This is a genomic window from Acinetobacter sp. YH01018, assembly GCF_013420295.1.
Taxonomy (GTDB): Bacteria; Pseudomonadota; Gammaproteobacteria; order Pseudomonadales; family Moraxellaceae; genus Acinetobacter.
The window spans coordinates 25550-45247 of the sequence record NZ_VOYL01000018.1 but is presented as its reverse complement, the minus strand read 5'-3'; the positions used below and the strand labels follow the sequence as shown (position 1 = coordinate 45247).

The window sequence follows — 19698 nt, the reverse complement described above, 5'->3', positions numbered from 1 at the left end:
CTGGCTTACAATGAAAGTCATGGCCCTATCGGATGATGAAGCGTCAGGAGTTTTAACATGCTTGAAGTAGAATTAAAATTTCAGATCCCCGCATCAGATCAAGAAAAGCTCTATCAGCTCTTCTTGAACAAGAATGCTCGCTTGATTTCTTTATACGCAAAATACTATGACACGCCCGAACGGCATTTGGCTGAAAAGAATATTTCATTACGGCAACGTCTTGAAGACGATCACTGGATACAAACTTTAAAAGCGCCCAGCGATCATTCCTTACAACGTTTTGAACTGGAAAGCGATTTAGGCAAACTAAATGCCCCTCCGGACTTGGCCCTTAAGATGTACCAGTCCGATCCGAAAGCAAAACAATTGCTGCAAAATGCTTTGGGCAAACAGGTTAAAAACCTGATTGTGCAATATGAAACAGTCGTTCAACGTCTGGTGCATGTGATTCATTTTAACCGTTCAAAAATTGAAGTCAGTCTGGATCGCGGCGAAATTCGACATAACGATCAGAGCGTGTCAATTTATGAAATTGAATTTGAGCTTAAACAAGGTTCCATACAAGACCTGATCAAATTTATTCACCCCTGGGTGCAGCGATATCATTTATGGCTAGATGTGCGAAGTAAAGCTCAACGCGGCGATTTGCTGGCACAGAGTTTAAAAAATCCTGCTGCTCAATTTGCCAGCCCACTCAAGCTGAATCCACAGGACTCAACAGATCAAGCTTTAAAGCAGATCATCAATAATACCTTGCAGCACCTATTGCCGAATGCATCAACCATCGCTTCCGGACAGTATGATAGCGAACATGTGCACCAGACTCGGGTTGCCATTCGCCGTTTAAGAAGTGCCTTACGTGTTTTTGAGGACTGGTCAAAAGATGTCAATCCAGACTGGCAAGAGCAGCTGACTCATCTGTTCCGCCAACTGGGTTCAACCCGTGATCGCGATGCCTTGAGTGAAGGACTTTTACCTCAGCTCGAACAGGCAGGTGCCCCTTTTGTTCAGCTTTCGAATACGCCTGAACAATCCGGCATTCCCATTGATGAATCATTACGTTCTTCAGACTTTGTAGAATTGATTCTGCATCTGCTGCGCTTTGTCGATCAGCCATGTAAAGAACAGAAAAAATCCGGATTAAAAAAAGATATCGCCAAAAAACTGCAAAAAATGCATCAACAAATCTGCAAAGATGCCGATCAATTTTTACAGCTGGATATTCCCTCCCGGCATCGTACCCGCAAACGGGTCAAACGCTTGCGTTATTGTGTAGAATTCGTGGCTTCGCTTTATCCTGTTCAAGATGTAAAGCACTATCTCAAAGATTTAAAACCCGCCCAGGAAAGTTTGGGACAATATAACGATTTGATGGTGGCCGAAACGCTGTTTCAGAATATGGTTAAACGTAAACAAAAATCGTGGTTTGCCTTGGGCTGGATTGCCAGTGAGAAAAAATACGTTCTGCAACAGGCTCAGCAGCATTTAGACTATTATTCTAAAACCGATACTTTCTGGTAAGTAGAAAATGTAAAATTAATATTAGCGATATTTGCCAAATATTTTCCAGGTTCCATTATCCGCCAGTGGATCACTATAACTGTCATTGCGCTGTTTGCGCGGCTTGTCACGGGCATCTACCAGCTCAAAATGTGGCTCTGTACTCAGTACAATACCATTTACATAAAACCGCGTACGAGTATATTCACTTTGTCCATGCTGGAACACATAAGTGCGTAAGTCGATAAATTCGCGATGTGCCACCAAAACTGCGGTATCATCACTTTCTAACCAGGCATTCATGGCTTGAATTTGTGCAGGCTCATATTGTCCACACTTATCCACCAGGCTGGCAATACCGCGAAAGGTTTTCGACTCTTTGGCGCGGGTTTTATTAATTCGGATGCGGTCAACATGAAAATAGAACAGCGGCAGATTCAAATGGCTGGGTAAATGCACCGCATCGAGTGTTTCATCTTGCATAAAAGGCTGGAATAGATCTTGTGCTCGTTCAATTAACCCGATCCATTGCCGGTAATATTCATCGACTTCTTTTTTAGAACCATAATAAATAGGTAAGCCTTCAACATTGGCCAGATTTGCAGGCGGCCAAATATTTTGACGCAATAAGGCGATGTCACTTTTTAAACTTTGTACAGCAATGGCATCTTGCATTGGATTATCCATTTTAATGCTTAGGCTATTTTTAGATTAAGCCAAAGGTTTAGTTTCTGCAAGGCTTTGCCTATAATAAGCCATTAGATCGTTTTTGCAGGAAAAGTTCATGGTTCAAAAGATTGAAGCAACAGATGTAACCGAAGAAGAAGCGTTAAATGCTGCTTTTTTTGAACGTGCTGATGAATTTATTAAACAGGCCAACGAATTTTGCCGTGTCGAAAAAGGTTCAGCCGTGAAACCTGCTGAAATGCGCGGACAAGTCAGCGCTGCCATGTTGTTTGCTACTGCCCGTTTTAATACTTGGGTAGCTGCCAATAACTTTAAAGATGGCAATGAAATGCGTGATGCCAAAGATCAGGTGATGTCGTACATCATGCAGCAATTCCAGATGATGCTGGAAGATAACTATGACGAATATTGCGAACAGTTTGAAAACTATCTTCGCTTCCGTCGTAACGAAGAATTTCATACCAACAAGCATGATCATGACCACAATCACGATCATTAATGAAAAGCCCTACGGGGCTTTTTTTATGTGCTGAGTTTTTGGATGAAAGGTCATCCAAAGCCAAAATACCTTAGTGTATGGTGACATGACAGAGATTTACTGAACCAAAGACTGACCATACAATAGCTGGAGACAGTTTCCGGAAACCTCTATTGTACTGGACCATTTTGGCACGCCTGCCGGATTATTTGGAAAAGTCGGCTCACTTACAGGACTGACGAAAACCGCCCGGGAAAATATTTTGTTGCGCTGGCAGGAGGATATTGCCGAACTGGCAAGGTATCCAAATGTTTATATCAAGATGTCTGGCCTGTTATGCCTGTATTAGGTCATCAGTTTCATAAACAAGACCGCTTAGCCAGCAAACAGGAAATCTATGATTTAGCCTTTCCACTGATTAGCCATGTACTGCGCCACTTTGGCAATTACCGGGTCATATTTGCCTTCAACTTTCCCATGGATCGGGTCATCAACAGCTCACTGCTGAACATCATTAATGCCTTTAGTGATGTGGTCGTGGGATCTATGAATGCACTGAAACAAGTTTTTTATCATAACGCGAAGCAGTTTTATCGGCTTTAAAAGAAACCTCCCCTAACCCCTCCTAAAAGGAGGGGAAAAGCACAACAAATATATGAATAGCAGGATAGAAAATAGCGTTTAAAAGTTATGACTTGTTTTGTGGCTTTCCATACTGGTCCGCCATGACTTCCACCAGCTGATCCAGCTTGAGGTATTTCTTGATCACGGTGTCTACATCGGCTTTGCTGAGTTTTGCAAAAGCCTGATCACGTTTTTCACGGTACAGTAAGTCGCGGTTATGTTCCAGTTGTGGCATAAGCATTGCGTGAATATTGCGCTCATCTTCCAAAGCAGTTACCCGTTTTTTCAGAATACTGGCTTTGGCTGCTTCCAGCTCCTGTTCAGTCACCCCTTTAGCAAGTAAATCATTCAGCACTTTATGCACAGCTTGTGATACTTGCGCCGACTTCGCTGCCGTATAATTGGCTTCTATGCTGAGTGCGCCTGAATCAATCCATTCATCCAGATCCAGATTGCTGCCAAAACCGTACACCAGGGCATTTTTCTCACGGAGTTCCTGGGCTAAACGTGAAGACAGTTGCGAGTCGCCCATAATATAGCCCAACACTATGAGTGCGGGTGCATCGGCATGATTCGAACCCACCGGCAAGGTCAAAATGGCCTGATAATTCCCAAATTCACGTTGCTCAGATAAGGCATGAATTTTTTGTGCCTGATATGCCTGATAATCAGAACTTAGACGCCGATAAGGCAATTGCGCTTTCCATCCTGAAAATTCTTTTTGCAGCAGTTTTAGCATGGGCTGAGCCTGATAATCACCCGTAATGGCAATTTGTGCATGATGACTGACAAAAAAATCTTGATATAACTTTTTCACTTGCTCAACCGTTGCCGCTTGAAGCTGCTGTTTGGACAGGTTCGGTTCAAAATGGTAACGCAAATCCCCTGGCTGATAAGTTTCCAATAAGCGGGTCATGGTCAATGCAGCAACCGTTTCAGGTTCGGTATAGGGACGATCCAGGCTCGACAGGCTCTGTGATTTAATCAGGTCAAACTGCGATTGTTCAAACTTCGGTGTTTTCAGAACATCAAGCATAAATTTGAAATAATCGTCAAATTTGTCTTTTTTCGCCACAATCTGAATGATAATGCTATTTGCAGATGCAGTAGCCGTTGCGCCACCACCGGCTTCAATTGACTTGTCGGCAATATCCTGCAAGCTGTATTGATCTGAGCCACGCAGCAGTAAATAGGCCATTAAATCCAGCACTTCACCCTTATTGAACAAAGATTTGTCCGTACCAAAGTCCACAGAAATGGTGGCATAGGTTTTATCATCACGGGTTGAGGTCGGATATAAAGCGTATGCAATACCGTTTTTCAAATTTCCGCGCTGAATTTTCTTTTCAGTATCCACCAAATACTGCTTCGAGGTTTTGACGTATTCCGCAACCTCCTGCTTATACACCCTGCTGTCTTTAAGCGGTTCTTCTTGCACACTGGCCTGATCTAAGGTTTTAGGCTGCTCGGCGGCCTGTTGTTGTAATGCTTTTTTCTGATCTTCCGGGGTCGGTTTAATATCTCCAGAAATGCGATGTTCTGGCACTAAAAACCGGATCAGGGTTTGATTGACATCAGCAAGCTTCAATTGCTTCACATTATTCAAATCGCTAAAGTACTGCGACCAATTCCCCTGATACGCCACATAATAATCACTTAATCTTCCACCCAAGGCGGCAGCATTGCTGAGCACACTGTCTGCCTGATTCTGAATCAGGTTTTTTACCCGGTTCAGTTCGGTCTCATTAAATGGCTGACTCTTTTCCACCCCTGCAACCAGTTCGGATTGCACCCTTTTCTCATCATGATTGGGTGCATAAATGGCGCCCATAAACACCAGATTAAAGTCCTGATCCAGCCAGGTGGTGGATTGAACGCCGGTACTTAAACCGGTTTCCACCATACTTTGATAAAGATGCCCACTCGGCTGCATGGTATATAAATAAGGTGTCAGTGCCAAAGCAGACTTGATCTTTTCATTTTTGCCATTCAGGTAAATATTGAATTTAGCCAGATCACTGCCCTTTTCCACGGCAAAATTTCTTTGCTGAATTTTGGCCGAATCCAGCACAGGAACCTTGGTCTGTGCTGGAACCTGGCGAGCTACTATAGGGCTAAACTGTTGATCAATCTGTTTTAACACAGCAGCTTTATCAAATTTACCGGAAATGATCATCACCGCATTATTCGGTGCATACCAAGTTCGATAAAATTTATTCAGCTCATCCATTTTGATGGACTGCAATTCTTTTAAATCGCCAATCGGCAAACGTCCCAGATACCGGTTGCCATAAGCAGATTTCCACATCTGGTCCATCATCACTGCAAAAGGCTGATCCATACGAACTTCACGTTCGCGTTTCACAATGGCAATTTCAGAAGGCACAAACTTTTCCTGCAGTACCAGTTTGTCCATACGTTCAGCTTCAAGATGAATCACTTGATTAATCGCATTCTGTTCAGGACGGATCACATTGGTATATTTGGTGGAATAATAATCCGTGCTGGCGTTGGTCATTAAGGTGTATTGATCCAGACGGCGCTGAAATTCTTCCCCCTTGATATTCTGTGTTCCCTTAAATGCCAGATGTTCGAGCAAATGCGCCAGACCACCTTTGCCCTGCGGATCATTGAGCGAACCGGTCAGATAGACCGTATTCATAAACACTTTATTTTCTTTATCGTTTTGCGCCAGCACCATGCGAAAACCATTGTCTAATGTATATTCTTCAATCTTCTGCTCAGATTTAACCAAAATCGGTTGTGCCCAGGCAGTTGCACTAAAACCAACAAATAATAATGAGATAGTAAGTTGTTTAAACCGCATGAGCATAATTATTCCAATTTATTCAGTCATATGAATTTTTAAGCATCACATCTTAGAAAATGATCATGATGTTGAGTAGTCACTTTTTGCAAGCATTGCCGTTTATTTCAACAGCTTTGTCGTTCATTTATATCCAGATGTTACACATGTAGCTCTGCCTGCATATATAATTTTGCATAACCCGAAATTTCAATCCGTTCATTTTCAAGCAGTTCACAATATAATTTTCCCCCACGCGCGGATGCCTGATAAGCCAGAATGTCTTTTTTGCCCAGTTTCTCCGCCCAAAGCGGTGCAATCGCGGTATGAATTGAACCGGTAACCGGATCTTCCTGAATGCCATTCGCGGGAGCAAAATAGCGCGATATACAATCATAAGGCGCAGCAGCCTGAGCAGTAATGGCCAGGTCCAGAACACGCTTGGGTTGGGTTTTCTCGGCTTGATTGAGTGTCCATTGTTTCAATAATTCCAGATTGGGCTTTTCATCCCGTACATCTTGTGGATTTGCATATTCCATAATGTAGGCTTGATGATTTAAAAAAACATTTTTAAATGGCTTGCTTAAAATTTGCTTTAAAATTTCAGGGTAATGGGTAATTTTTTTTGCACGGCGAATCGGAAAGTTCATTTTGATTTTGCCATCAGCCTCCTGGCTTACCACAAAAATACCGAGCTCTTTAACATGAAACCGAAGGGTTTTCGCAGCAGTATAATCTTTAAATAGTACAAAACTGCTGGCTAGCGTTGCATGTCCACAAAAGTTCACTTCTGTGGTTGGGGTAAACCAGCGGATTTCATAGTTTTCTGCATCAAGCATTTTTACAAAAGCAGTTTCTGCCAGATTATTTTCTAAGGCGATATTTTGCATCAAGACCTCATCCAGCCAGTGTTCAGTCACAATCACTGCCGCAGGATTTCCTTTAAATAGTTCCGTTGTAAAGGCATCTACCTGATACATTTTCATATTGATTTCCCCAATTTTAGATTCAGCACTTTGTATGTTCTAAATGTAATACAGACATTATTGCTGCAAGTATTCCATAGCGTGCTTTTTAAAAATAAAAAGCTGATCGAGAAAGACTGTTTTGTATCCGCCTGCAGATCAGCAACTTTATGTATAAATACTGGCCTATTAATTGCGATTTTCCCCTGGAAAAAACCTGGCTTTAAGGCTAGCTTATTCATATCTATATCATTGATTTCTATCTTATGCATTTTCAAGTCCATATGATTGATGTGAAAAATCAATTACAGAACTATATCTGGTTATTAGAACATATCCCGAGTAAAGAAGTAGTTGCAGTTGACCCTACTGAAGCACATCTGGTCGAAGAATTTTGTACAGCGAAAGGTTTAAAGCTGACTCAGATCTGGCTGACACATTGGCATAAAGACCATATTGGCGGTGTGCCCGAGCTTTTACAAAATCGTCATATCCCCGTTTATGGTCCACGGGAAGAATTAAGCAAAGTTCCTTTTATCACTCATCCCCTGCAACATGAAAATCATCTTAGTTTTCATGATTTAAATATTGAGATTATTGCCGTACCTGGACATACACTGGGGCATATCGTTTATTTTATTGATGCGCTGGATGTACTTTTCTGTGGCGATACATTGTTTGCCATGGGTTGTGGCCGTGTGTTTGAAGGAACATATGAGCAAATGTACCATTCGCTGAACCGTCTGGCTGCTTTGCCTGCACGCACCAAAGTCTACTGCACCCATGAATATACACTGGCCAATACCAAGTTTGCTTTACATGTCGAACCTGACAACCTGGCGATTCAGCAGCGCTTCGAACAGGTGGAAGCACTGCGTATGCTCGGTCAAAGTACCTTACCAAGTAGCATTGAATTGGAACTGCAAACTAATCCCTTTTTAAGGGTGGACAGCGTGGAAGAATTTCGGCACATACGACAGTTAAAAGATAACTTTTAATGGGTGTAGTATGTAGCAGCGATGAAAGTTTATAAAATTTGATGGATTTGGGTATAAGCATCGAGCTCGGCTTGCGTTACCACCTTGGTGACATGCATCTCGTCCACACGAACTAGCAGTAACCCACCTAAAGCCGGTTGATAACGACGGGCGCTGCCAAAAGGCGTATAGGACACTTTGGATTGTTCGCCGAAAAATAGCCAGTCCTCATGGCCCAGCATAACAGCAACAGGTACCTGACCTTGTTGCTGCATCTGCTGAATTTGCTTGATTACATTCTGTTCAATGGTTTCTGTGGTCATTACAATTCTGTCTTCATCTTGATCAACATTTTGCACCTGCCAGAATTCAATAAATTCTCTTGGTACAGTGCCATATATTTTATCTTTTTTTAAAATATGAAGCACTGTCATTTTTAGGCGGCTATTGAGTTGTGAATAAAATGACATGGCTGTTCCACTTCAGTGCGGTATTTCCCCCCAATTTATCCTTCCCCAAAACTACTCAAAGATAAAAACATTCATGCTCTAGTTAAAATTGTGTTTAAATATTTCCATTTCAAAAAATCAAGAAAATAGGCTAAAATAAATAAAAATCAATAATATGTAAAATAATTCCTTAAATACAAGATTGGTTTTTATCCGCAATTTAATTATTATTTACGCATTTCTTGCATAAAAAAAATACAAAATATTTATTTTATAAAAAACCTGTTCAAGCTACCCTTTAAAAAAATATCTGCATCCCTATTAATTATTTAATAGCAGTCAGTATCTAATACACAAGGAGTTCTCTCGTGAAGAAAGTTGTTAAGGCAAAAAATTTAATTGCATTTCGTATCTGGTTAGAAAAATTGGGCTATTCAGTAAAATCATTGACTGATAATCGTGGGTTTACCTTTAGCTTCAAAAAAGAATATGGTCTGGTCACATGTGATTTAGCAGGTAATGCGCTTGCCATGCAACTTGGCGAAGAATTCGAAGATCATTTAAAAGCTTAAAAGACTATTGGTCATTTTGGATTAGGGCAAAACAATAATAATTTTAAATCTATTTTTAAAAGCCCATTTTTTGGGCTTTTTATTTATGTTCACTTTTTACAGGCAATAAAAAAGCAAGGTCTATTTACCTTGCTTTAATATGGTGGGGATAGAGAGACTCGAACTCTCACGCCCAGAGGGCGCTGCGACCTGAACACAGTGCGTCTACCAATTCCGCCATATCCCCGTCAGGACCAGCTTAGTGCTGGGTTTTTCCTACAATAAAAAAGCAAGGTAGCTTACCTTGCCTTAATATGATGGTGGGGACGGAGAGACTCGAACTCTCACACCTTGCGGCGCTGGAACCTAAATCCAGTGCGTCTACCAATTTCGCCACGTCCCCATCAGGGTACCAACTGTGTGTTGGATTTTTTTAAAACTTGGCAGAGGATCAAGGATTCGAACCTTGACGAACGGTTTTGGAGACCGTCATGCTACCATTACACCAATCCTCTGTAACCTAATTATCAAACTATGCTGATATTTAAGTGGTGGGGACGGAGAGACTCGAACTCTCACACCTTGCGGCGCTGGAACCTAAATCCAGTGCGTCTACCAATTTCGCCACGTCCCCAATGGCTGTGTATATTATAGAGATCGATTCCTGATGACAAGACCTTTTTATGAAAAATCCACTTGTTTGTTTAAATAAAAAACAAAAACCGTTTTTCTGTATTTTTCTTAAGCATTTTCAGTGACTAAGCAGCATTTTATTGTAGCAATGTCGGTAAATCTCTGCTGTTTTTGCTTCGCCAACATGCCACATAAAAGCTGTTCAAACGCTAAATAAGGTTGTGGCAGTTCAATATTTAGCTGCTGGCAATGCAAATAGGCCCAATCGTGATAATTTTTCGCACTCAGGCGCTGATTTTTCAACCATTCATACAGAATAATACCCAACGCATAAATATCCGTTTGCACGGTTTTTTCGGCACCCTGAAAAAGTTCGGGTGCCATATAGCGTGGTGTTGCCGTTAGATTTTTCGGATTGTGGACTGCATTGATTTTTTGTACCTGCTCAAAATCAATTAAACATACGCGGTTTTGATGTTTAACCAAGTGCTCACGTTTTAAATCACCATGAATCCAGCCCAACTGATGCAACTGATCCACGGCATCTAAAAGCTTCAAAAAAGTCTGTTTGATCTGTTGTAGTGACATCTCGGCACAATTACCAAGCAATAAGTCTGCATCGCTTAGAATCAATGCTGCACTGCCCGACACCTGTGATTCAGCCAGGCTTTTAAAATTAGAAATCATTTGAAAAGGCAATAAAAAATCAGGCTGGCTGCTGGCAGAATTGGCTTGAGCTAAAAATTGCTGATAAAAAACCAGTTCATTTCGAAACCCTGCTTCAACACTTGGATGGCTATTTAAGCTTTGGGTTTTTAACCAATAGTGTTGTTGCTGATATTCAAAGGTATATAAACAACGCCCAAAAGTTAAACTTTTGGGCTTGGTCTTTAACATTAAATGGATATTAGAAAAATCCACATCTTTAAACGGCAATAAATTCTGCGGTTTTTTTCTCAGGATCATGCTGATAACTTAAAAGCTCTAAACAGTGCTGGATGGTTTTACCTACACGGGCATGGGTTTCAATAGAGGAGATTTTCGGCCAGGTTGCGCGCTCACCTTCTCTTTGCAATAACTTGAACAAATACGGACGTGGATTCTGAAACATGTAACTATAATGGCGCAGGCTATAATCACCTACGATATTCACATCCCCATAATAACCTTGATCAATCACCCCATAGCCATGATCGAGCAAACGGCGTACAGGGGGAAACATGCCGACCCGACCACGAGCAAAATCCATGATTCCTTTGGTAATGACTTTGCCCTGACGACGAACAATCCGCTCTGGCCAGCTCATCATATCTTGACGATAGCGTTCTACATCACTTTGCATGAATGGCACAATATGTGGATTCACCTGACTGGCAATGGTGTAATTTAAATTATACAGTCGCGCCATTTTTTCTTGCGGGAAATCACTTCTTACACTGCCGTCTACCCAACGGGTATTGGACATATAAGGGGTCAATTTGCCATCGTAACGCTTACTGGTGAGCTTAACCGGTGGAAACAGGATGGGCACAGCACAGGATGCCAACACCGCACTCCAAACCAGTAAATCTGGCGAAGTATAAGTATTCATGATGCGGGCTTGTTGTGAGGTGTCATAAGGTGCTACAGCGACATTAATATGTAAACCGGAAGTTTTAAAGGCTTCTTCAAATGTCACATCACCCAAGTTTTCAATCAGGAATTTTTTCAGGTATTTTACATCGGCAAAACCACCGTTTCCCTTTAAAAGGTCACCAAATTTACGAAAGTGAAAAGCTTCGGTAAAAAAGTTTTCACCATTTAAAAGACCGGTAATATCTGAAGGTTTTGAAGTACCGAGCATGGTGGTCATGATTGCCCCGGCACTCGAACCGGATAACACTTTAGGCATTAAATCCTGTTCAAGCAGTGCTTTACATACGCCGGTATGAAACAGTCCTAAAGTTGCTCCACCTGAAAACATGATCGCAGGCTGGCCATAAGCTTTTTTACACTGCTGAAAGAACTCTATTTTTTTTTCCATAGGCAAGCAAGTACAGTTGCTCGAAGCAATGTAAGCCAGGCTTTCACTGACTTCTTCCACATAATCTTCAATAATTTTTTTAGTGCCCACATAGGTAGCATTAAAAAGCATGGGATGTGCAATATTTGCGATATCGTAGCTTAAACCTTCACGCAATATGTACATGAGATCTTGGGTACGTTTTTGAAAACGGTAGCGTTTTAACCTGCTTAATCGCCCAGAAATAATTTCGGCATCAAAATAAGGTGAACAGTTATCCAATTTCCATTCTTGAGCACCGGATTCTTCATCTATTTTTAGGGCAATGCTTTTCCATTCTTCATATGTTTCAGCCGCAGCGAGCTGACTTTTTAATTTTTTTATACGGTATGCTTGATGTGGATTAATATTTGTCGTGAAATCATTAAATAACATATCTATCCCTCAAACACTTTCATTGTTATTTCCTGTCCCTGATCGGGTATCGAACATCATCTTTGTACAATCAACAAGTGATTAATCCATCATCATACCGCCTATTCAATTGGCAAACTATGGCTATTTGATATACAGTTTCCATGTAAAATGACCTTTTTCACTTTATCCTTATAAGCTGAACCATCATGGCAACAATTAATTTACCTGACAATATCTTACAAGTTCTTTCGACAGTACTCCAACAGCTACAGCAAAACCTACCTGAACTGAAACAAGAAACCAACTTTGAAGCTTCGGCTTATAAGTGGCAAAATAAACAATTAAACGCCATTCAGCAGCCTAAAAAAATCTATTTGGACGACTTAAAAGGTATAGAAAAACAAAAAGAAAAAGTGATTCAAAATACCCGGCAATTTTTAAAAGGCTTGCCTGCCAACGATGTGCTACTGACTGGCTCACGCGGTACAGGGAAATCCTCAATTGTACGTGCATTATTAACCGAGTATGAATCTGAAGGCTTGCGTTTAATTGAAATTGAACGTGATGATTTGGCCGATTTGCCGATGATTCAGAAACTGATTGAAAATCGCCCTGAGAAATTTATTGTCTACTGTGATGACCTGGCTTTTAACGCAGAAGATGAAAACTATCGCAGTTTAAAAAGTGTATTGGATGGTTCATTACAATCCGGTTCAAGCAATTTTATTATTTATGCCACCAGCAACCGCCGTCATTTATTGCCGGAATTTATGCATGAAAACACCCCGATAACGCGTATGGATGTTCCTCAATACACGGAGCTACACCCACAAGAAGCCATTGAAGAAAAAATTTCACTGTCTGACCGTTTCGGTATGTGGCTGTCGTTCTATCCGATGGATCAGAACTTGTACCTGGAAATCGTGCAGCACTATTTAGCAAAAGCTGGTATGTCCATGACAGATGAAGTACGCGCCGAAGCCTTAAGATGGTGTCAGGCACGTGGACAGCGTTCAGGGCGTGCAGCGTATCAGTTCTCAAAACACTGGATTGGATCACAACAGTTAAAAGCACTTTAAATCCGATCAAGTTTCATATAAAAACCAGCTTAAAATGAGCTGGTTCTTTTATAGAAATTTGGCTTTTAAAGCGGAAACACAAGATAAAAAGAAAGCAAAAATACATAACGAGTATCGGGAAGTAAAAGATCAATTTAATCAGTTTATTGAGAAAAATCGTTCAAAGTCATTCTAGCCCGATTTTATGCTTCAGACTTGAGTTGACGTTTATACTCAAACATTTTTCTATCTGTTTCAGCAGCTGCTTTAAACAGTCCTTGAGAAGGATGACGCATCGCCCCCAATCGCCGCAGCAATTTTTTCCTGTGTTAAAGCTTGTATAAGGCGACTCAAGAGTACTTCTACTACTCCTGCCTCATCATTTTCTACACTTAAAATCACAAACTCATCCCTACCTAAACGAGCCACAATATCATTACTGTGTGCAGTATTTCTGAGCACATAGGTAAAACTGATTCTGAATATAAATCCGCATATATCAAATTATACTTTGCCCCAACCGCTTCAACTGAGTATTAAAAAGAGACTCTCTCGCCTCTTTTTTAATTCTTTATATTTAAGCTTCGCTTGGATTGGTCAACTCTGTCATTGGCCAACGTGGCGTAGTCGTCACAGACAAGCCATCATGCTGCCCTGCTTTTAAACGCTGATAACCGGCAAAGGCAATCATGGCACCATTATCAGTACATAACGCGGGTTCTGCATAATAGACTTGGGCTTTAATTTTAGCCAAATCCGCTTCCAGACGTTCACGTAAACGTTTGTTGGCACTTACACCACCTGCAATCACCAAACGTTTTAAACCGGTCTGTTTCAGTGTTTTTACCGATTTTTTCACCAGTGTATCTACTAGTGCTTCCTGGAAGCTCGCTGCGATATCAGCTTCACGACCTTGACCTTCCACTTTTTTCAATTGAATGGAAACTGCCGTCTTTAAACCACTAAATGAAAAATCCAGACCTTGATGCAGCATTGGACGCGGGAAAGCAAAGGCTTCTGGATTCCCCTGCTCAGCCAGTTTTGAAATGTTCGGACCACCTGGATAAGGCAAGCCCATCATCTTTGCCACTTTATCAAAAGCTTCACCGGCAGCATCATCAATGGATTCACCCAGCAATTCATATTGACCAATGCCATGAGCTGCCATGAGCTGAGTATGCCCGCCAGAGACCAATAAAGCGACAAACGGAAATTCTGGCGGAGTTTTAGACAACAAAGGCGCCAACATATGACCTTCCATATGATGCACACCAATGGCCGGTTTATTCAAAGCAAACGCCAAGGTACGACCAAACAGTGCACCAGTCATAAGCGCTCCCATCAAGCCGGGACCACGTGTATAGGCGACGGCATCAATGTCTGATTTTTTAATATTGCTTTGTTCAAGCAACTGATTCATTAAAGGAATTAACTTACGCACATGATCGCGTGAAGCCAGTTCCGGGACCACTCCACCATATTCGGCATGCAGTTTAATCTGACTATATAACACCTGTCCTATTAAGCCGACTTCACTGTCATAGAGTGCTAACCCAGTTTCATCACAAGAAGTTTCCAAGCCCAGAACGATCATTAAACTGCCTTTTACCCGTATCTAAATATTGCTAAAGCTATTATAGACTTGTGATATGAGATGTAAATGAGTAAAATACTGCACTTCACTTGTGATCGAAGGCAATTCAGCCTAGATCTTATCCATAACTTAATGAGGATTCTTCATGCCACAAGTTAAATTGAAAGAAGGCGAACCAGTAGACGTAGCTATCCGTCGTTTCAAACGTTCATGCGAAAAAGCAGGTGTTTTAGCTGACGTTCGTAAACGTGAATTCTACGAAAAACCAACTCAAGAACGTAAACGTAAAAAAGCTGCTGCTGTTAAACGTTACCAAAAGAAATTGGCTCGCGAATCAGTTCGTACTACACGCCTTTACTAAGATTAATTTGTGATTGACTGCCTGGACTAAATAAATGACTACTTTAAAAAACCAAATCACTGAAGTTTTGAAAGCAACAATGCGTGCTAAAGAAATGAATAAGTTGACGGTTATTCGTAGTCTGCAGGCAGCAATTAAGCAAATCGAAGTCGATGAGCGCAAAGAGCTTGAGGACGCTCAAGTTCTTGCGGTCATTGAAAAGCAAATTAAACAACGTAAAGAATCGGTTAAAGCCTTTGAAGGCGCTGGCCGAGATGATTTAGCTAGTAAGGAACAAGCCGAAATTGAAGTGTTATCTCAATTTCTACCAGAAGCTATGACTGAGGAAGAGCTTGATTCTATCATTGCGCAGACGATTACTGCACAAGAAGCTACTAGCATGAAAGATATGGGTAAGGTGATGAATTCTCTGCGTCCGCTCATAGCCGGGCGCGCCGATCCTGCACAAGTTTCAGCTAAAATTAAAGCTAAACTTAGCTAACCCCACTTCTAAAATCGTTCTTTATCGTTGAACTGCCTTTAAGCAAAGACAGTTCAAATGTTTCATCTAATCTCTTATAAACATTCCCGATTATTTCAGATCACACTGAATATTATATTTTTTCAAAATCAGCATTTCTTTTGATGACATCACTTTATTAATGACGTCTTGCCTGGTCATGTGTCTAAATTGACGATCCAAAGACTCCCTGTTCTGATCTGCCGCCTGATATAACCGATCTACATAATTACCCACGATTCCACAGAATTTCGCTTGTTGCTGTGAAGTAAATCTGGTTTGCTGAGCATCCAAACTACTAAAAAAATTCCTGGTTTCTTGCTTATATTGCTCAGAAATTTGATCCACAGCTGCCACGTATTGCTCAACACTTGCTAAGGCAACATTTGATGTCGCACACCCCATTAAAAAACAGGAAAATAATATTTTTTTCATCATTCAATCAATATTGTTCATCGTCAGAAATACAAATGCAGCCTAAGATTATCATATACTTCAAGTTTCTAGATGTAGATTTTATTCTTCAATATGCAGAAAAGATGGCTTGTATTTAATATAAGCTTGCTCTGTAGGTGCCAGTAATTCACCCGAAGTTACCGTCCCTAAGCGTAAACGAATAATTTCAGGCAAATCGACCCGATAAGAATAAATTGGACTACCACATTCCTGACAAAAAACCCATGCTTTATTCGGGCTATGGAAATATTCTTTTAAAAATTTAAGTCCAGTGGTAATTTCAAATTTTGATTGCTGTAACGGACTGTTCCAGGCAAAGATTGAGCCTTGCGCCATTTGACAATCCTTACAGTAACAGATGATGGTTTTTTCAATTTCACCCTGATAACGATATTTCACCCTTCCACATAAGCATTGACCTTCTAGCATGTGTTACTCCTTGTTTTTATTATCACTGCAACATAATCATATACAACTAAATTCTGAGCTGTCGCTCTTTTTGCATTTCCTGAATCCGTACTTTTAATTTTGCAGCTAACACAGCATTATCTTTAGCCAAGCGCTGTGCATGCAATAAAGACTTAATCGCATTTTCTTCCGAACCCGACCAGTATTCTACTTCTGCCCGATAACGCAGCACATTCACCGTTCTAAACGGTGACAACCGGTCTATATTGGCCGCTTGCTGCATCAGGCGCCAAGCCTGAATATCACGCGGATTTTTATTGATAAAGCGTTGGATCAGACTGAAAGCTTGTACAGGCTCTTTTTGACGGATATAAACTTCTGCCAGTTTAAAAGCCAAAGCCCTGTTTTCCGGCATAATTCGTGCGGCTGACTGAATCGCCTGATAGGCTTGCTCGGTTTTGTTTTGCCCCAAATAAATATCGGTTTGAATCAAAACCAACAAATTATTTAAGCGTTGCTGTGCCTTTGCCTGATCTAAAACTTGCTGAGCTAAAACATAATCGCCTTGTTTTAGATAAAAAGCAGCCAATGCCAGCTGGCCGGAAAAATTATTGCGATTCGCCAAAACCTGAAGTTGTTGCTCTGTGGTCTGGTTAGAAATGACCTTGCTGTACCACTTCAGTATTTCAAAATCTTCATCATGCAAGCTTGATTTTACCAGAGGGAATTGATTGGCTCTTAAACGCGCCTCGCTCATCCGTTCTGTACTGAGTGGATGGGTGAGCCAGAAATCAGGCAAGAAACTGACCTTGCTGGTTGCCCTATCCATGACTTCAAAAAAGTCCGCCATACTTTGCGGGTTATAGCCTGCGCTATACATATACTGCATGCCAATCCGGTCTGCTTCACGCTCCTGATTCCGACTATAGTTCAGCTGTTTATCCATCAATGCCGCCTGAGAACCCAGCATGACTGCAGTTCCAGCATCCCCATCAGCTTGAGAAGCAATTAGCGCGCCAACCAGTAATCCTGCCACAGTTAACAGGCCCTGCCCCTTAAACGCCTCTTGTGAGCGACTGTAATGACGCTGTGACACATGGGCCACTTCATGCGCCATCACCCCAGCCACTTCATCCATATTTCGGGCAGAAGTGATTAAGCCCGTATTGATGGCAAATAATCCACCCGGAACGGCAAAAGCATTGATTTGAGGATCATCGATAATCACCAGCCCTATGGGCTGACCCAGCTGGGTCTGGCTTAAAATATGTGAAAATACACTCCCCAACTGATCTTCCAGCCACGGATTTTGCAAGACAGGCATTTGGTGCTGGACTTCACGAAAGACCTTTTCACCAATCATTTTTTCTTTTTGCTGGTCAATCAGACCAACACCACTACCAATTTCAGGAACATTAAATTGTGAGGTTAAATTGAGATTTGCACTGTGCGTTAATGTGATTGCTGAAATCAAAGTCAGGTTACACGCCCATAAAAACCGTTTCAATGTGATGTTCTCAAACTGCTTTTTTCAATTCACCTGACTATAACATTGAAAATTGGAGCAATTTGCAATGAAGTGTTATCAAAGTTTAAGTAAAGGCAGGATTCACCAGATAAGGCGGTGTACGGCCTTCCAGCACATCCACCAGGTTACAATAGGCCAGCTCAGCCATTTTTTTACGCGTTTCAGCAGTCGCAGAACCGACATGCGGCATAGTTACCACATTTTCCAGAGCAAAAAGTTCTGATTCCTGCAAAGGCTCTTTTACATAAACATCCAGTCCAGCAGCAAAAATTTTGCCGGCTTTAAGTGTATTAATGAGTGCTTGCTCATCCACCACAGAACCACGGGCAATATTGACAAAAACCGCATGTGACTGCATTTGATCGAACTCGTGCTGCCCAATCAAGGCCTGAGATTCCGCATTGAGATCAACAGCCACTACTACAAAATCAGACTGCTGCAATAACTCATCCAAAGCACAATAACGGGCATTTAAAGGCTGCGCCAGTTCAAGTTTTTCACGGCGGTTATGGTAAAGAATGTTCATGTTAAAACCATAAAAGCCACGGCGTGCAATCGCAGCGCCGATATTGCCCAAACCAATGATCCCCAAAGTTTTACCAAAAACATCCTGCCCGAATTGCGCCGTCCCCACAGTGCGTTGCCAGTTACCCTGCTTGGTCCACTGATCCAGAGCCGGAACTTTACGTGCTGCGCTCATCAGTAGACTAAACGCCAAATCGGCAGTGCTTTCGGTTAATACATGGGGGGTATTGGATAACCAGATTTTTTGCTGGTTTAAGTAGGACAGATCGTAATTATCATAACCGACACTGACACTGGAAATAATTTTAAGCTGTTGCGCAGTTGCTAGATTATTTTCATTCAATAACCGCCCTGCACCAATCATTGCATCGGCATCTTTAACTTGCTCAAGAATCTGTTGGTTGACATCACCCTGTTTCGGGTTAATGATGACCACCTGATATTGCTGTTGTAAGCGCTGAAGGATATCCTGATCTAACTGGCTAAAAACCACGACTTTCTTGTTCATGTTCTATCCGTGTTTTGAGACGATTTTTGCATAAACTGCCACAAGCGTTTTTTTAACAGGGGCTGAGTCAGCATTTCCTGCAAACCCGCCAGATTGATGCTTTTTGAATGTTTTAAATAAGCACTCTGCCCCAGAAAAATAATATTTTTATCTTCACTGATTGCATCTAAAAAGCCTTGTACATAACTTTCCGCACCGTGACCATCCTGAAAACTCATTAAAGGAAATGGCCACTGCAATTCATTATATTCACCCGATACTGCATGTTGAATATTATGCCAAAGTTGCTGCTGCTCAGCGGTGATTTCTGTTGTGTCCACTACAATTACACAGTGTGACAAAGCCAATGCTTGCAGTTGGAAAGGGGAAATTTGCTGTGCTGGACGTGTTTCTAACACCTCAGCGACAATTTCAATTTTTTCTTCTACTACTGCAATTGAAGAGATTAAAGGCTCGGTGCGTTCAGGCTCTTGCCTTTGGTCTGCTTTAAGGGCTAAGGGTACGGTTGGTGCTTTTGCCAGCACAATTTCAGTCTGATATTCAGCTGTGGCCTGATCTCGCCACAGCGATGAAGATGGCATTTTTTGACATACAACATCCCGAGGAACCCAAATATCGATTCCTAAAGTTGCCAATATGTCACGCTGATGCCCTATCATCTTTTTTCATCAC

At 41.5% G+C, this 19698-nt stretch carries 19 protein-coding genes, 4 tRNA genes and 2 pseudogenes; 8 read left to right on the top strand and 17 right to left on the bottom strand.

Going from position 1 to position 19698, the window contains the following annotated elements; genetic code table 11:
• Positions 1–57 precede the first annotated feature (57 nt).
• Positions 58–1521 carry a CYTH and CHAD domain-containing protein gene (locus tag FTT83_RS08360; RefSeq protein ID WP_180176523.1) on the top strand — a complete coding sequence of 488 codons (1464 nt, stop codon included), beginning with the start codon at positions 58–60 and terminating at the stop codon, positions 1519–1521.
• A gap of 21 nt (positions 1522–1542) precedes the next feature.
• Here FTT83_RS08360 and FTT83_RS08355 read toward each other — a convergent pair whose 3' ends face one another.
• Complete coding sequence (locus tag FTT83_RS08355) at positions 1543–2175, bottom strand: hypothetical protein (protein WP_180041868.1); 633 nt, start codon at positions 2173–2175, stop codon at positions 1543–1545.
• A gap of 109 nt (positions 2176–2284) precedes the next feature.
• Here FTT83_RS08355 and FTT83_RS08350 point away from each other — a divergent pair, with 109 nt between their 5' ends.
• A complete protein-coding gene (locus tag FTT83_RS08350; protein ID WP_086195539.1) occupies positions 2285–2686 on the top strand; it encodes a DUF3144 domain-containing protein in 402 nt (133 codons plus the stop codon).
• Between the two features lie 130 nt (positions 2687–2816).
• Positions 2817–3268 (top strand): annotated as a pseudogene (locus tag FTT83_RS08345) (amidohydrolase); the annotation flags it as partial.
• Positions 3269–3353: 85 nt separating this feature from the next.
• Here the strand turns inward: FTT83_RS08345 and FTT83_RS08340 are convergent.
• A complete protein-coding gene (locus FTT83_RS08340; protein ID WP_180176522.1) occupies positions 3354–6122 on the bottom strand; it encodes a pitrilysin family protein in 2769 nt (922 codons plus the stop codon).
• A gap of 134 nt (positions 6123–6256) precedes the next feature.
• Entirely contained in the window at positions 6257–7081 is an 825-nt protein-coding gene (locus FTT83_RS08335; RefSeq protein WP_180176521.1) for a PhzF family phenazine biosynthesis protein, read from the bottom strand.
• A 245-nt stretch (positions 7082–7326) separates the two neighbouring features.
• On the opposite strand from FTT83_RS08335, the gene gloB reads away from it, so the two are divergent.
• A complete protein-coding gene (gene gloB, locus FTT83_RS08330; protein ID WP_180176520.1) occupies positions 7327–8058 on the top strand; it encodes a hydroxyacylglutathione hydrolase in 732 nt (243 codons plus the stop codon).
• Between the two features lie 29 nt (positions 8059–8087).
• Here the strand turns inward: gloB and FTT83_RS08325 are convergent, their stop codons facing one another.
• On the bottom strand, positions 8088–8360 hold the full coding sequence (locus tag FTT83_RS08325; protein ID WP_180176527.1) for a hypothetical protein: 273 nt from the start codon (positions 8358–8360) through the stop codon (positions 8088–8090).
• Between the two features lie 494 nt (positions 8361–8854).
• Here FTT83_RS08325 and FTT83_RS08320 point away from each other — a divergent pair, with 494 nt between their 5' ends.
• Positions 8855–9058 (top strand): hypothetical protein, encoded by a 204-nt coding sequence (locus FTT83_RS08320; protein WP_086176023.1) that lies wholly within the window; start codon positions 8855–8857, stop codon positions 9056–9058.
• Between the two features lie 140 nt (positions 9059–9198).
• Here FTT83_RS08320 and FTT83_RS08315 read toward each other — a convergent pair.
• From FTT83_RS08315 to FTT83_RS08290, 6 genes are all read right to left on the bottom strand, one after another.
• A tRNA-Leu gene (locus FTT83_RS08315) sits at positions 9199–9284 on the bottom strand.
• Between the two features lie 71 nt (positions 9285–9355).
• A tRNA-Leu gene (locus FTT83_RS08310) sits at positions 9356–9440 on the bottom strand.
• A gap of 38 nt (positions 9441–9478) precedes the next feature.
• Positions 9479–9552, bottom strand: a tRNA-Trp gene (locus tag FTT83_RS08305).
• 34 nt (positions 9553–9586) lie between these two features.
• A tRNA-Leu gene (locus tag FTT83_RS08300) sits at positions 9587–9671 on the bottom strand.
• Between the two features lie 107 nt (positions 9672–9778).
• On the bottom strand, positions 9779–10636 hold the full coding sequence (locus FTT83_RS08295; protein WP_180176519.1) for a protein kinase: 858 nt from the start codon (positions 10634–10636) through the stop codon (positions 9779–9781).
• Entirely contained in the window at positions 10596–12107 is a 1512-nt protein-coding gene (locus FTT83_RS08290; protein ID WP_166166596.1) for a DUF3336 domain-containing protein, read from the bottom strand. The genes FTT83_RS08295 and FTT83_RS08290 overlap by 41 nt, the downstream gene beginning before the upstream one ends.
• Positions 12108–12295: 188 nt before the next feature.
• Between FTT83_RS08290 and FTT83_RS08285 the strand changes: the two genes are divergently transcribed.
• Positions 12296–13168 carry an ATP-binding protein gene (locus FTT83_RS08285; protein WP_180176518.1) on the top strand — a complete coding sequence of 291 codons (873 nt, stop codon included), beginning with the start codon at positions 12296–12298 and terminating at the stop codon, positions 13166–13168.
• 182 nt (positions 13169–13350) lie between these two features.
• Here the strand turns inward: FTT83_RS08285 and FTT83_RS16315 are convergent.
• Positions 13351–13609: pseudogene (locus tag FTT83_RS16315) on the bottom strand (diguanylate cyclase domain-containing protein); the annotation flags it as partial.
• 115 nt (positions 13610–13724) lie between these two features.
• Positions 13725–14741 carry a tRNA (adenosine(37)-N6)-threonylcarbamoyltransferase complex transferase subunit TsaD gene (tsaD, locus tag FTT83_RS08275; RefSeq protein WP_086195547.1) on the bottom strand — a complete coding sequence of 339 codons (1017 nt, stop codon included), beginning with the start codon at positions 14739–14741 and terminating at the stop codon, positions 13725–13727.
• Positions 14742–14886: 145 nt separating this feature from the next.
• Here tsaD and rpsU point away from each other — a divergent pair, with 145 nt between their 5' ends.
• Together rpsU and FTT83_RS08265 are read left to right on the top strand one after the other, a co-directional pair.
• Complete coding sequence (gene rpsU / locus FTT83_RS08270) at positions 14887–15102, top strand: 30S ribosomal protein S21 (protein WP_001136722.1); 216 nt, start codon at positions 14887–14889, stop codon at positions 15100–15102.
• A gap of 34 nt (positions 15103–15136) precedes the next feature.
• Positions 15137–15583 carry a GatB/YqeY domain-containing protein gene (locus FTT83_RS08265; protein WP_180176517.1) on the top strand — a complete coding sequence of 149 codons (447 nt, stop codon included), beginning with the start codon at positions 15137–15139 and terminating at the stop codon, positions 15581–15583.
• A 90-nt stretch (positions 15584–15673) separates the two neighbouring features.
• Here the strand turns inward: FTT83_RS08265 and FTT83_RS08260 are convergent, their stop codons facing one another.
• From FTT83_RS08260 to FTT83_RS08240, 5 genes are all read right to left on the bottom strand, one after another.
• On the bottom strand, positions 15674–16036 hold the full coding sequence (locus tag FTT83_RS08260; RefSeq protein ID WP_086195549.1) for a hypothetical protein: 363 nt from the start codon (positions 16034–16036) through the stop codon (positions 15674–15676).
• Positions 16037–16117: 81 nt separating this feature from the next.
• Positions 16118–16486 carry a GFA family protein gene (locus tag FTT83_RS08255; protein WP_086195550.1) on the bottom strand — a complete coding sequence of 123 codons (369 nt, stop codon included), beginning with the start codon at positions 16484–16486 and terminating at the stop codon, positions 16118–16120.
• A gap of 46 nt (positions 16487–16532) precedes the next feature.
• Positions 16533–17972 carry a M48 family metalloprotease gene (locus FTT83_RS08250; protein ID WP_180174442.1) on the bottom strand — a complete coding sequence of 480 codons (1440 nt, stop codon included), beginning with the start codon at positions 17970–17972 and terminating at the stop codon, positions 16533–16535.
• Positions 17973–18057: 85 nt separating this feature from the next.
• A complete protein-coding gene (locus tag FTT83_RS08245; RefSeq protein WP_180176516.1) occupies positions 18058–19026 on the bottom strand; it encodes a D-glycerate dehydrogenase in 969 nt (322 codons plus the stop codon).
• Positions 19023–19685: a hypothetical protein gene (locus FTT83_RS08240; RefSeq protein ID WP_180176515.1), complete on the bottom strand. Its 663-nt coding sequence runs from the start codon at positions 19683–19685 to the stop codon at positions 19023–19025. Before FTT83_RS08240 ends, FTT83_RS08245 begins: the two co-directional genes overlap by 4 nt.
• Positions 19686–19698 lie beyond the last annotated feature (13 nt).